14 protein-coding genes are annotated in these 13,004 nt (G+C 61.4%); 6 read left to right on the top strand and 8 right to left on the bottom strand.

All coding sequences use genetic code 11. The features are described 5' to 3' along the window. The first annotated feature begins 54 nt into the window (after positions 1-54). Together yghU and EXW71_RS27910 are read left to right on the top strand one after the other, a co-directional pair. Entirely contained in the window at positions 55-882 is an 828-nt protein-coding gene (yghU, locus tag EXW71_RS27915; RefSeq protein WP_123717989.1) for a glutathione-dependent disulfide-bond oxidoreductase, read from the top strand. A gap of 88 nt (positions 883-970) precedes the next feature. After that, complete coding sequence (locus tag EXW71_RS27910) at positions 971-1,933, top strand: Dyp-type peroxidase (RefSeq protein WP_134661203.1); 963 nt, start codon at positions 971-973, stop codon at positions 1,931-1,933. Positions 1,934-2,077: 144 nt separating this feature from the next. Here EXW71_RS27910 and EXW71_RS27905 read toward each other — a convergent pair whose 3' ends face one another. Next, positions 2,078-2,947 (bottom strand): undecaprenyl-diphosphate phosphatase, encoded by an 870-nt coding sequence (locus EXW71_RS27905; protein WP_134661202.1) that lies wholly within the window; start codon positions 2,945-2,947, stop codon positions 2,078-2,080. 376 nt (positions 2,948-3,323) lie between these two features. Between EXW71_RS27905 and EXW71_RS27900 the strand changes: the two genes are divergently transcribed. Beyond that, a complete protein-coding gene (locus tag EXW71_RS27900; protein WP_134661201.1) occupies positions 3,324-3,830 on the top strand; it encodes a GNAT family N-acetyltransferase in 507 nt (168 codons plus the stop codon). A gap of 30 nt (positions 3,831-3,860) precedes the next feature. Here the strand turns inward: EXW71_RS27900 and EXW71_RS27895 are convergent, their stop codons facing one another. Beyond that, complete coding sequence (locus EXW71_RS27895; RefSeq protein WP_123717993.1) at positions 3,861-4,817, bottom strand: GlxA family transcriptional regulator; 957 nt, start codon at positions 4,815-4,817, stop codon at positions 3,861-3,863. 157 nt (positions 4,818-4,974) lie between these two features. On the opposite strand from EXW71_RS27895, the gene EXW71_RS27890 reads away from it, so the two are divergent. Further along, a complete protein-coding gene (locus EXW71_RS27890) occupies positions 4,975-5,652 on the top strand; it encodes a type 1 glutamine amidotransferase domain-containing protein (RefSeq protein ID WP_134661200.1) in 678 nt (225 codons plus the stop codon). Between the two features lie 80 nt (positions 5,653-5,732). Then, on the top strand, positions 5,733-6,857 hold the full coding sequence (locus tag EXW71_RS27885; RefSeq protein WP_134661199.1) for an alkene reductase: 1,125 nt from the start codon (positions 5,733-5,735) through the stop codon (positions 6,855-6,857). Here EXW71_RS27885 and EXW71_RS27880 read toward each other — a convergent pair whose 3' ends face one another. After that, positions 6,858-7,856 carry an NAD(P)H-quinone oxidoreductase gene (locus EXW71_RS27880; RefSeq protein ID WP_134661198.1) on the bottom strand — a complete coding sequence of 333 codons (999 nt, stop codon included), beginning with the start codon at positions 7,854-7,856 and terminating at the stop codon, positions 6,858-6,860. It abuts the gene before it with no gap. A 177-nt stretch (positions 7,857-8,033) separates the two neighbouring features. Here EXW71_RS27880 and EXW71_RS27875 point away from each other — a divergent pair, with 177 nt between their 5' ends. Then, positions 8,034-8,420, top strand: coding sequence for a DoxX family protein (locus EXW71_RS27875; RefSeq protein ID WP_123717997.1), 387 nt, complete (start codon positions 8,034-8,036; stop codon positions 8,418-8,420). 236 nt (positions 8,421-8,656) lie between these two features. On the opposite strand, the gene EXW71_RS27870 is transcribed toward EXW71_RS27875, so the two are convergent. From EXW71_RS27870 to EXW71_RS27850, 5 genes are all read right to left on the bottom strand, one after another. Beyond that, entirely contained in the window at positions 8,657-9,475 is an 819-nt protein-coding gene (locus tag EXW71_RS27870; RefSeq protein ID WP_134661197.1) for an alpha/beta fold hydrolase, read from the bottom strand. Positions 9,476-9,660: 185 nt separating this feature from the next. Then, positions 9,661-10,263: a protocatechuate 3,4-dioxygenase subunit alpha gene (gene pcaG, locus EXW71_RS27865; RefSeq protein WP_134661196.1), complete on the bottom strand. Its 603-nt coding sequence runs from the start codon at positions 10,261-10,263 to the stop codon at positions 9,661-9,663. A 12-nt stretch (positions 10,264-10,275) separates the two neighbouring features. After that, the gene (pcaH, locus tag EXW71_RS27860; protein ID WP_134661195.1) at positions 10,276-10,995 is read right to left on the bottom strand and encodes a protocatechuate 3,4-dioxygenase subunit beta; all 720 of its coding nucleotides are present in this window, start codon (positions 10,993-10,995) and stop codon (positions 10,276-10,278) included. A 129-nt stretch (positions 10,996-11,124) separates the two neighbouring features. Continuing rightward, a complete protein-coding gene (gene pcaQ, locus EXW71_RS27855) occupies positions 11,125-12,054 on the bottom strand; it encodes a pca operon transcription factor PcaQ (RefSeq protein WP_134661194.1) in 930 nt (309 codons plus the stop codon). An 84-nt stretch (positions 12,055-12,138) separates the two neighbouring features. After that, positions 12,139-12,939 carry a GNAT family N-acetyltransferase gene (locus EXW71_RS27850; RefSeq protein WP_134661193.1) on the bottom strand — a complete coding sequence of 267 codons (801 nt, stop codon included), beginning with the start codon at positions 12,937-12,939 and terminating at the stop codon, positions 12,139-12,141. Positions 12,940-13,004 lie beyond the last annotated feature (65 nt).

The raw sequence follows: 13,004 nt of genomic DNA, 5'->3' as shown, positions 1-13,004 counted from the left end.
AATGGCTTAGTCTGGAGCGCTTCGTTGATCGCAAGCGCTTCTGGAGCACTCAGCATGACCGATTACGTACCTGCGAAAGTCTGGACCTGGGACACCGAAAACGGCGGCACCTTCGCCAGCATCAACCGACCTGTCGCCGGTGCCACCCACGATAAGGCCTTGCCCGTCGGCAAACATCCATTGCAGCTGTATTCCCTGGCTACGCCAAACGGGCAGAAGGTGACGATCCTGCTGGAAGAGCTGTTGGCGTTGGGGCATGCCGGCGCCGAGTACGACGCCTGGCTGATCAGGATCGGTGACGGCGATCAGTTCGGCAGCGGCTTTGTGTCGGTCAACCCGAACTCCAAGATCCCGGCCTTGATGGATCACAGCGGCGATACGCCGATCCGGGTGTTTGAGTCGGGGGCGATCCTGCTGTACCTGGCGCAGAAGTTTGGGGCGTTCTTGCCCACTGAGCCTGCTGCGCACGCTGAATGCCTGTCCTGGTTGTTCTGGCAGATGGGCAGCGCGCCGTATCTGGGCGGTGGTTTCGGGCACTTTTATGCGTATGCGCCGAGCAAGATGGAATACCCCATTAACCGGTTCGCCATGGAGACCAAGCGCCAGCTCGATGTTTTGGATCAGCGCCTGGCGGTGAGCGAATACATTGCCGGGGACGCATACACCATTGCCGATATTGCGATCTGGCCTTGGTATGGTGGGTTGGTGAAAGGGCGTTTATATGGCGCGGCGGAGTTTTTGTCGGTGCATGAGTACAAGCATGTGTTGCGCTGGGCCGAGGCCATTGAGGCGCGCCCGGCGGTGCAACGGGGGCGGCGGGTGAATCGCGCTTCGGCGGACGAGGGCATACTTGAGCGCCATGATGCCAGCGATTTGGACTGACCCTCAGTCAACGTGCGGGAGCGAGCCAGTCTGCTCGCTTTTTTGATCTGCCCGAATTCAACCCCTCTTTTGTTTGTGGAACACCCTCATGAAAACATGCCCTGTACAGCCGCCCCTGGAGCCGCAGTCCGTCTGCCACCCGATCACCAGCAGCGCGATTTTCATGGTCGCCACCCTCGCACCCGGTGATATCGACGGCGTGCGTGCCTGGTGCGCCGACATCGCCGGCCTGGTGCGTTCGGTGGGCAAACGCGTGCCGTCGGGCAACCTTACCTGTGTGTGCGGGTTCGGCTCACAGGCGTGGGACCGGCTTTTCGGCGCCCCGCGCCCGGCGGCATTGCATCCGTTTCGCGAGTTCGGCGTGGAGGGGCGCAAGGCGGTGGCCACTCCCGGCGACATCCTGCTGCACATCCGCGCCGACCAGATGGACCTGTGCTTCGAGCTGGCCACCCAACTGATGACAGCCTTGGGCGACAGCGTGAAAGTGGTGGATGAAGTCCAGGGTTTCCGCTACTTCGATATGCGCAGCATCATCGGTTTTGTCGACGGCACCGAGAACCCGGTGGGGCGCAAGGCCGAGGCTTTCACCCTCGTCGGCGACGAAGACCCGGGCTTCAGTGGCGGCAGCTACGTGCTTGTGCAGAAATACCTGCACAACATGACGGCGTGGAACGGCCTGACGGTGGAAGCCCAGGAGAAGGTGATCGGGCGTACCAAGCTGTCGGACATCGAACTGGATGACGAGACCAAGCCGACCAACTCCCACAGTGCGTTGACCGTCATCACCGACGAGAACGGTGAAGAAGTGAAGATCCTGCGCGACAATATGCCTTTCGGCCGCCCCGGCGCCGGGGAGTTCGGCACCTACTTCATCGGCTATGCGCGTTCGCCGCAGCCACTGGAGCAGATGTTGGAAAACATGTTCGTCGGTCGTCCGGTCGGCAATTATGACCGCTTGCTGGACTTCAGCACCGCCGTCACTGGTGGTCTGTTTTTCGTGCCTTCGGCCGACCTGCTCGAAGCGCTGGCTGAGCGTACGAGCGGGCTGTAGGAGCGGGCTTGCCCGCGAAAAACGTCAACGATAACGCGTGTTGCCTGAATGAGCGCGGCGTCTGTGAGTTTTTTCGCGAGCAAGCTCGCTACAAAAAGCCTTGATTGACTGGTGTCAGGCGCGAACTCCCTTCTTCATTTTGCGTCAGCTCAGCAGACCAGTGCTGACCGCCACAATCAGGAAGATCCCCAGCAGCGCGCGGTAGATCACGAATGGCCAGGTGGAGAAGCGCTCCAGGAACTTCATCAGGCCCCAGATCGCAAAGAACGCCGATACGCTGGCAACCACCAGGCCGAACAGCAAGTGCGACCAGGCATGGGCGGGCATCTCGACGTGCAGCAGCCACAGTTCCTTCAAACCGGCCAACGCAATGGCCGGCAGGCCCAGCAGGAAGGAAAAGCGTGCGGCTTCTTCACGCTTGAAGTTGAGAAACAGTGCGGCGGTCAGGGTCGAGCCCGAACGCGATACGCCCGGAATCAAGGCGCCGATCTGCGCGATACCCACGATCAACGCGTCGCGCAGGCGCATTTCGCTCACTTCCCGGGTATGTCGGGCACGGACCTCGGCCACCGCCAACAACACCGCCATCACCACGCAGGAAATGCCGACGACCATCAGGCCGCGCAACGGCGAGTTGCAGGCGTTCAGGGTGGAAGACAGCGCCAGGCCGGCGATGCCAATCGGGATGGTCGCCAGCACAATCGCCACCGCCAGCTTGAACCAGCGGTCGTTGTAGTCACCCCGGCGCACTGCACTGATGCTGCCGGTGGTCACCTGGCGTACGTCGTGCCAGAAGTAGCTGACCACCGCCGCCAGCGCGGCCAATTGCATGGCGGCGGAGAATGCCGAGCCGGGGTCTTGCCAGCCGAGCAGGGCGGGCACCACGCGCATGTGGGCGGTAGACGACACCGGCAAGAGTTCGGTAATGCCCTGGATCACACCCAGGATGAAGATTTGCAGGTAATCCAGGGAGGCGAAACCCACGTCCAGGCCGGCGGTACAAACGTTTGTCAAGATAGGCTTCCTTGAATAAAGGGCGGGGTGATCGGTAAATGCCAGTCAGTTAAGGAGGAGCATAGTCACTGTGGCGAGGGAGCTTGCTCCCGCGGGGGTCGCGAAGCGGCCCCAGCTTTGGGCTTGAAAAGACTGGGCCTGCTACGCAGTCCAACGGGAGCAAGCTCCCTCGCCACAGGTTATTCGTTGTCCGCTTTATCGCTTAACTGACTGGCATTAGGGGTAATCGGTAAAGTTTATTCTAAATGTTTCAGGATTTTGGCCGGGGCGGGATAAATACGCAATCGGTTCAGCCAACAGAAAGGTTGGACAATGTATTGGCCTGCCTCCGGGTTTTGTGAACAATGGCGCCCTGCGTTTTTTCACTGAGAGCCCCATGCCTGAAACCACCGTCGAACTGATCCAGACCGGCCCCGAAGCCGCCGAGCTGATCCGCAATCTCTACCAGTACTACGCCTATGAGTCTTCGGACTGGGAGCAGGAAGATGTCGAAGCGGACGGCCGTTTCTACATCCACGACGAGCACCTGGACCGTTACTGGCAAGACCCGCAGTGGAGCGCCAACCTGTTGCTGGTCGATGGCTGCATCGCCGGCTTCCTGTTGATCGAAGGCAGTGAACTGCCGGGCATCCACGCCCTGGAACTGGCCGACCTGTTCATCCTCAAGCGCTACCGCCGCAAAGGCATCGGCCGCGCCATCGCCACCCAGGTGCTGTGCAGCGGCGATACCCAGTGGCTGTTGCGTTTCTATGACCAAGATGAAGTGGCGCAGGCGTTCTGGCGCACCGTGCTGGATAACCTGCCGCGCCTGGTGCAAACCATCGAACTGGATGATGAGCCGCAGTTGGTGAATTACCTGATCACCCGGGCTGCGCTGCACTGAGATAGGGGTGGATGTCGAGATGCCCGGCGGTCAGGCGCGGGTGCTCCCCGTGCGTGTCGCGAACAGCAGCTGCTGCATGGCCTGCGGCGGTTGCCCAAAGGCGCGCAGGAACGCCTGGCGCATGCGCTCGCGATCACCGAACCCGGTTTCGCGGGCCACCACTTCGACCGGATGCCGGCTGGTTTCCATCAAGGCCCGGGCCGCTTCCACCCGCAGTGACTCGATAGCCTTGGCCGGGGTCTGCCCGGTTTCTTCGCGAAACACCCGGCTGAACTGGCGTGGGCTGAGTCGCGCCACGTCGGCCAGGGCCTCCACCGACAAGTCGTGGGTCAGGTTCTCGCGGGCATAGGCCAGGGCCAATTGCACACGGTCGGACTTGGGGTCCAGCTCCAGCAGCGCCGACAGTTGCGACTGCTCACTGCCACGGCGCTGGGCGATCACCAGTTTGCGTGCGATACGCCGGGCCAGGTCGCTGCCCAGGTCGTTCTCCACCATGGCCAGCGCCAGGTCCATACCGGCACTCATGCCGGCGCCGGTCCACACCTGGCCATCGACGACAAACAGTTTGTCCTCTTCCAGATGAATGTGGGGGTAGCGCTTGCGGAACGCCGGGGCGTGAATCCAGTGGGTGGTGGCACGCTTGTCGTCGAGCAGCCCGGCTTCGGCCAGCACGAAGATGCCCATGCACAGCGAAGCGATCCGGCGTGATTGCGCAGAGGCGGTCTTGACCAGTGCCGGCAGGTTGGCCTCGGGTAATTGGAACTCCAGGTAACCGCTGACGATCAACGTGTCATAGCCCTCAGGCCGCATCGGCGTGGTGTTGACCGAAAATCCCTGGGACGTCATCACCGCACCGCCATGCTCCGACACCAGATGGAACGCGTAAGCCGGCTCGCCCTGGAGCAGGTTGGCGCATTCGAACACCGAAGCCAGGCTCAGGCTCAGGGATTGAAAGTTCGGGTAAACCAACAGCGCGATGCTGTGCATCGTGTTTCTCCAGGGGCAGGGGTGAAGGATTGTCGGTGGATGGCAGGCAAACGGCAACTGCCGCGATGGCATGTCCGAAAACCTTGCGGATATGACGTTGTGCGGCGATCACCCGGCTCATAAGCTTCAACCCACAGACATCCCGAGGCACTGAACGATGAAAGTATTAATGGTACTGACCTCTCACGACCAGCTTGGCAACACCGGCAAGAAAACCGGCTTCTGGCTTGAAGAGTTTGCTGCACCCTATTACGTATTCAAAGACGCCGGTGCCGAAGTGGTACTGGCCTCCCCAGCCGGCGGGCAACCGCCCCTGGACCCGGTGAGCGATCAACCGGATGCGCAAACCGAGCAGACGCGGCGTTTTGCGGCGGACCCGGCGGCGCAACAGGCGCTGGCGAGCACCGTCCGGTTGGACACGGTCAAGGCGGCTGACTTCGACACCGTGTTCTACCCCGGCGGCCATGGCCCGCTGTGGGACCTGGCTGAGTCGCCTACGTCCATCGCGCTGATCGAGTCTTTCGAACGTGCCGGCAAGCCCATCGGCTTTGTCTGCCACGCGCCGGGTGCGCTGCGCCACGTCAAGGCCGTGAACGGTGAGCCGCTGGTCAAGGGCCGCCGAGTCACCGGCTTCTCCAATTCGGAAGAGGCGGCCGTAGGCCTGACCGACGTGGTGCCGTTTCTGATTGAAGATGATTTCAAGGCCCTCGGCGGCCACTATGAAAAAGGCGCCGACTGGCAGTCTTTTGTGCTCGAAGACGGTTTGCTGGTCACCGGGCAGAATCCGGCCAGCTCCAGCGACGTGGCCCAGGCCCTGCTGAAACTCACCGCGTAAATCACTAAAACCGCTGTATCGCTTGGCGACTCTTTAGAGTCGCCAAGGCTTTTGTTCGCGCCGAATTTGGAATATCGCTCATGATCCACAGTGTTTTAAATGCCCCGATCAAGCTGGGCAACCATACCTTGAACAACCGTATCGTCCTGCCGCCCCTGACTCGCCAACGCAGTGCCCAACCCGGCGACATCGCCACGGCGCTGATGGCCGAGTATTACCGTCAGCGTGCCACTGCCGGCTTCATGATCAGCGAGGGCACGCAGATCGAGCCCCGAGGCCAGGGGTACGCGTGGACGCCGGGCATCTACACCCCCGCGCAGATCGACGGCTGGCGCACAGTCACCGACGCGGTACATGGCGAAGGCGGGGTGATCTTTGCGCAGTTGTGGCACGTCGGCCGCGTTTCCCATAACGCGCTGCAACCGGAGGGCGCCGCACCGGTCGCGCCGTCCGCCATTGCTGCCCGACAAGCGAAAGCCTTTATTGAAACCGCGCCGGGCACCGGTGAGCTGGTGCAACCGCCCGTACCGCGGGCGTTGAGCGTGCTGGAGATCGAGGAGCTTGTGGGGCATTACGCCCAGGCCGCCCGCAACGCCCTGGACGCAGGCTTTGATGGGGTGGAGATCCACGCCGCCAATGGTTACCTGGTCAACCAGTTCATCTCGGCCCATGCCAACCAGCGTGACGACGAGTACGGTGGCTCGCTGCACAATCGTTTGCGTTTCCTGCGGGAAATTGTCGAGGCCGTGAGTGCGGTGGTCGGGCCGCAGCGCCTCGGCGTGCGTTTTTCGCCGCTGTTCAGCGGCACGGAACAGGACCGCGTGTATATCGGCCTGGTGGAAGACGACCCGCATCACACCTATATCGAAGCGATCAAGGTGCTGGAGGCCTCGGGGATTGCCTATGTCTCGATCGCCGAAGCGGATTGGGACAACGCACCGGACCTGCCCGACACGTTCCGCGAAGCCGTACGCAGCACTTTCAGCGGCCGCATCCTCTACGCCGGGCGCTATACCGCTGAGCGTGGCGCACGGTTGGTCGAGGCGGGCCTGGCGGACCTGATCGCGTTCGGGCGTCCGTTCATTGCCAACCCGGACCTGCCGCAGCGGATCTTCAATGGCTGGCCACTGAATCCGCTGCGGGCCGAAGGCTTGTATGGCGGGACGCAGGTGGGATACACCGATTACCCGGTTTACGCCGGGTAATCAGGCTACCCGCAACACAATCTTGCCGATATGGTCGCCACCTTCCATCCGCGCATGGGCCTTGTCGGCTTCGGTGTAATCGAACACCTGGTCGATCATCGGCACGCAACGTCCCGCTGACAGCACCGGCCATACGTGTTCGCGCAATTGGTCGGCGATGGCGGCTTTCTCTTCCCGGGTGCGCGGGCGCAACAGCGAGCCGGTGATGTTGGCGCGCTTGGCCAGGATGGTCAGCAGGTCGACGTCATGGGCCTTGCCGCCGCCGAGGAAGCCGAGCATCACCAGGCGGCCGTCCATCGCCAGGGCCTTGAGGTTGTTGTTGAGGTAAGAGGCACCCATGATGTCGAGCACCACATCCACGCCGTGGCCGCCGGTTTTCTCGGCGATGACCTGGGCGAAATCCTGCTCGCGATAATTGATCGCCTCGGCACCCAGCCCGGTGATGGCGGCGCATTTGTCGGCACTGCCGGCCGTGGCAAAAGCCTGGATGCCGAACTCGCGACACAGCATCAACGCGGTAGTGCCGATGCCGCTGGTACCGCCGTGGATCAGGGCTCGCTGACCCTTGTGCGCACCGCCCAGGCCGAACAGGTTAGCCCAAACGGTAAAGAAGGTTTCGGGGATGGCGGCGGCATGAATCCAGTCCAGGCCGTCGGGGACCGGCAACACCTGGCCGGCAGGCGCGCTGCAATATTGCGCGTAACCGCCGCCATTGGTCAGCGCACATACTTTGTCGCCCACGGCGTACGCCGTCACACCGTCGCCCAATGCCACCACTTCACCCGCCACTTCCAGCCCCGGAATCGGGCTCATGCCGGGCTTCATCGGGTACTTGCCGGCGCGTTGCAGCGCGTCGGGGCGGTTGACCCCGGCGGCTCGCACGCGAATCAGGATTTCGCCGGCTCCCGGGGAGGGCACCGGTGCCGAGCGTGGCTTGAGCACTTCGGGGCCGCCTGGGCTGGTGATTTCGATCAAGGTCATGTCTTGGGGCAGGGACATCGTGCGATTCCTGTAGTCGTGAACATATGAAGTGGGACTACCTTACGCGGCCGTTGATTCAATCGGAACCCTTTCATGTCAGCACATGGCTGCAAGCCGCCGGCTCGTCGTTGCAAGACAATCGTACCGGGTTCCGGTGCACAGGCGCCGGTCGGTTTTCTTGCACACGAGGTGCTTATGAACGAATCAAAACACCAGGATGCCGGGCTGCTGTTTTTGCGAGCCAGCGGGGCGCTGTTCCTGCTGTGGGTCCATGGTTTGCCGAAGGTGCTGAACTACGGCGCGCAACTGAAATTGATCGAAGACCCTTTTCACCTGGGCGCGAATGTCACTTTGCTGTTGGCGATCTTCGCCGAAGTGCTGTGCCCGTTGCTGATCCTCGCCGGGGTGCTGACCCGCCTGGCGTGCTTGCCGATCCTGGCCGTATTGCTGATTGCGATGCTGGTGGTGCACCCCGAGTGGACGTTGTTCGAAGGGCAGTTCGGCTGGTTGCTGTTGATCATTTTCACCAGCGTGCTGATCAGTGGGCCTGGCCGTTTTACCGTCGCTCAGCGTTGGGCCTGAATAAAAAAAGGGCCGGGCAGGCCCTGATGCCAGTCAGTTAAGCGATAGAGCGGACAACGAGTAACCTGTGGCGAGGGAGCTTGCTCCCGTTGGACTGCGCAGCAGTCCCATCTTTGTAAACAAAGAGCGGGGCCGCTTCGCGGCCCAACGGGAGCAAGCTCCCTCGCCACACATACAGCGTTCACCCTTGACTGACTGGCATCAGGGCAGGCCCGACCAAATAAGGAGAGGGTGTTTCAGCGGTTCAGGAACGCCAGCAAGTCCTCATTCAACGCCTGTGCGTGCGTTGCCGCGAACCCGTGCGGCGCGTCCTTGTAGACCTTCAGCTCGGCACCTTTGATCATCTGCGCGGCGACCTTGCCGGTGGTCTCGATTGGCACGATCTGGTCGCCGTCGCCGTGGATCACCAGGGTCGGTACGTCGATCTTGGCCATGTCCGGGCGGAAGTCGGTTTGCGAGAACGCGGTAACGCAATCCACGGTGGATTTGAGCGAGGCTTGCAGGGCGATCTGCAGGGCCTGGGTCAGTACGCCATCCGAGACCTTCTGGCCCTTGTTGAGGCCGAAGAACGGCGTATTGAAGTCGGCGATGAACTGCGCGCGGTCCTTGAGCAGACCGGCTTTGATGCCATCGAACACGTCGGTCGGCACGCCCTGCGGGTAATCCGGTTTCTGCCCGAACAGCGGCGTCACCGCGCCCAGCAGTACCAGGCCGGCCACGCGGGCGGTGCCATGGCGTGCAATGTAGCGGGCCACGTCGCCGCCACCCATGGAGAAGCCGACCAGGGTCACGTCTTTGAGGTCCAGGTGGTTGATCAACTGGGCGATGTCGTCGGCGAAGGTGTCGTAGTCGTTGCCGGTCCACGGCTGGTCCGAGCGGCCGAAACCACGGCGGTCAAATGCGATGGTACGAAAGCCGCGGCTGCTCAGGTATTCCATCTGGTATTCCCACATGTCGGCATCCAGCGGCCAACCGTGGCTGAACAGGACGGGCTTGCCGCTGCCCCAATCCTTGAAATAGATCTGTGTACCGTCTTTCGCTACGAATGTGCTCATGGAAAACTCCTTGGTCAGGGGCAAGTGGTTCATAGGCACTATCGTGTGAAACGGCACGCAGGTCTTGTATGCCTGTGCTCGGTTGATGGTTCAGGTAAAGAGGCGGGGCTCGTGGGCGCGGTTCTTCAGGCGGGTATCGACAGCCAGGTGCCGAGCACTTGCGTCTCGACACCTGACTTCGGGCGTCAGAAGTCGAAAAATACGGTTTCCGCTTCGCCTTGCACATAAATATCGAAGCGGTAGGCCAGTTGACCCTCCACCGTACAGCGCTTGGCGATCAGCGAGGCGCGACGGTGGGGCTGTTCGATCAGATTCAATACCGGGTCCAGTGCATTGGCCTCGGGCTCGTCATCGAAATACAGCCGGGTCTGCAGGTGAATGTTGATACCGCGAGCAAACAGCGCGACGTTTATATGCGCCGCCATCGGAACCCCCGAAGGCGTTTTCACGCTTCCGGGCTTCAAGGTTTTGATCGTCCATTCACCGGCATCGGTGGTGGCGGTACGGCCAAACCCGTTGAACAGTTTTTCCAGGTCGTAGGCGCTGTCGTAGATACCCTCGTGATTGGCCTGCCAGAACTCCAGAAAGGCATCCCGGATCAGCTGGCCATTCCCATCATAGACGTGGCCCATCAATAAAATATGCTCGCCGGGCGCGCCAGGTCTGGCCATCTCGCTGCATATTTCCTGCGGGCGCGGCGCGTTGCCGGCAGCTTCCAGCGCCAGGCCGATGTGGACATACGGGCCGGCTGTTTGCGACGGGGTTTCCGGCAGAAGTTGAACGGGCATGCGCAGGCCTCCTCAGCGGTTTTCGAAGTGGGTCTTGCGCTGGCCGCGCAGGACGATATCAAAGCGATAAGCCAGGCAATCCATGGGATTGGCCATGCTCATATCCAGCTTGGCGATCAAGCTTTGCACGGCGTCCTGATTTGCGATCGACTTAACGATCGGGCACATCGGAATCAGCGGGTCGCCTTCGAAATACAGCTGTGTGATCAACCGCGTGGCGATGGACGGGCCACTGATCGAGACATGGATATGGGCCGGTCGCCAATCGTTGGGGCCGTTGCGCCAAGGGTAGGGGCCGGGCTTTACGGTGCGGAAGCTGTAGTTGCCCTCGCTGTCGGTCAGAACCCGGCCGACGCCACCGAAGTTCGGATCAAGCGGGGCCAGGTAAGTGTCTTTTTTATGCCGGTAACGGCCACCGGCATTGGCCTGCCACATCTCTACCAAGGTGTGCGGAATCGGCTTGCCGTACTGATCGCACACACGACCGGCGACGATGATGCGCTCACCGATGGGCAGGCCGCCGTGGTTGAAATTCAACAGCAGATCGTTATCGTGCGGCCCCATTTTCAGGTGGGAAAAGTCCGGGCCGCTGGTTTCGGACAACGACTGGGGGATGCTCACCAGCGCCTGGCGAGGCGAGCGCAGGATCGACGTCTTGTAGTCAGGGGTCAGGGCTTTGGGATGCCAGTTACGGTCACGAATGACGAAGCGGCTGTCATGCGCATCAGACATGTCGTATTTCCTATTGTTATGGTTGGACAGAGGCGGCGGACGCTGCCTTGACAGCGTCCCTGCGCCTACTGTCCTCGCAAACGGCCCAGCCCAACATTGAAAAAATCGACCTTATCCATATTCAAATGGTTATGGATACTTCCCCTCCCGGTATTCCTGCCCCACCTCGCGCAGCGCCTGCGCGCACCATTGTGCCGCCTGCGCCAGCGGCAAGGCCGGATTCGAGCAGAACCCCACGGAGCCGCCAGGTTCGCGCATGCCCAGGTCCAACTCGACCAAGGCACCTTGCTGCAAGTCCTGCCTGACGGCATCAAGAGGGGCGACCCAGATGGCCTGGCTGCATTGAACGTAGCGTCGACTCAGGGCTACCGACAGCGTCTCCAGGCGCTGACGCGAAGGCGTTATCCCGTGCTGCACAAACAGGCTGTCGGCGAACTTGCGGATCGTTGTCCCCTCAGACGGCAACACCAGCGGGTAGTCTTCCAGGTGTTGCTGCCCTGGTGAGTCGGCGAGCGCCGGATGGCCGTTGCGGACCACCAGCGTCATGGATTCACTGTAGAGATGTTCGAACGCCAACCCCTGAATCAACGGGCTATCGGTCATTCTGCCGACCACCAGGTCCAGCTCGCCGACGCGCAGCCGCGACAGCAGGTAGGCACTGGGCCCGGTCACGACACTGACCACCAACGCGGGGTGTAGGGCGTGCAAGCGGCACACCGCTTCGGGCACCAGCAGACTTTCGACGGTGGACAGGACGCCCAACTGCACGGTGATGGGCTTATGCACGCCCGAGCGTAAATGGTGAACCCCTTCGCGCAGCGATTGCACGCTCGGCGCGGCGTAGCGCAAAAAGGCCACGCCGGCTTCGGTGAGCGTCGAGCCTTTTTTACCCCGCTCAAACAGGCTGGCTTCGAGCAGCGATTCCAATTCCTTCAACGTCTTGGAAAGGGCGGGCTGACTGATTGCTAATTTGTCGCAAGCACGCGCCAGGCTGCCCTGGCGCGCCACCTCGAGAAAACACACCAGATGACGGAATTTGATTCGAGTATCTATGTTCAATCGCACGCGCTTCCTTCGTGGTATGGCCGCCATTATTGCCGGATGTGAAGCGTTTGGGCGGTTACGCTGCCGATGTTGCGCTTCTCAATCATCGGCCAGGCGGTACAGCGCTTGGGCATGGGATGCCGTCAACCCGGCGCGCTCCAGGTTTCGGCGGCTTTGGGAATTGGCCAACGCGGTCGCAGCGACCCAGCGGCAGCCCAGCTTCTTTGCTTGCGCTATCCGGTGAGCAATCAGCGCGCCATGGTAGCCACGGCCCCGGGCATCCTTTCGGGTTGCAGCCGTGCCAAGGTAGGCAATCCCATTGCTGGCCAAATACATCGACGCCCCGGCTACCGCCTCCCCTTGGGCTTTCAAGAGGTAGATGTTCAGACGCCCGCCAGGCGACTGCCCGGCAAAGGACGCCTGATTCAGCAGCCGATGCTCCGGCTTGGTACGAAAGCCGCTCGCGTGCAAGCCCGCAAAGACCGCCAGAGTGCTCGGTGTGACCTCTTCAATGTCGAATGAAGCACGACTCAACACCGACTTTTCAATCGCATAAGCGAATTGCAAGTGAGTCCACCCCCTCAAACGCTCAAGCCGGGCTTCGCCCACCAAAGCGTACTGCTCCAGCGCCGAAGGTTTTCCGATAAGGGGAGTGACAGCCGAATGCGTCGTTGACCTCTTGAGCCATTTCAGCACTGCGTGGGGATCGTTGGTGATGTCACCGTAAATACGGTTGAACATAGGGCTGGGCGACGCTTTCACTTCAAAGCACGGGAAGTCACCGTTGAGAAAAACGCGTGCGCCATAAGGGTTTCCGCTGACCGCTGTCAGGCTCTCTACACGCGAGCGTAAATACTCGCTTTCTGCGGCCTCGATCTTGTGAGCCAGTTCAAGATCCATGTTGGTTGTCCTTTTTTTTTGGATTTCGAAGGTGGGGGGAGGTGGGGGGAACAGTACGCTCGGGG

Source organism: Pseudomonas sp. BCA17 (genome assembly GCF_004519405.1).
Taxonomy (GTDB): domain Bacteria; phylum Pseudomonadota; class Gammaproteobacteria; order Pseudomonadales; family Pseudomonadaceae; genus Aquipseudomonas.
The sequence above is the reverse complement of the archived record's forward strand: the minus strand, read 5'-3'. Positions and strand labels throughout refer to the sequence as shown.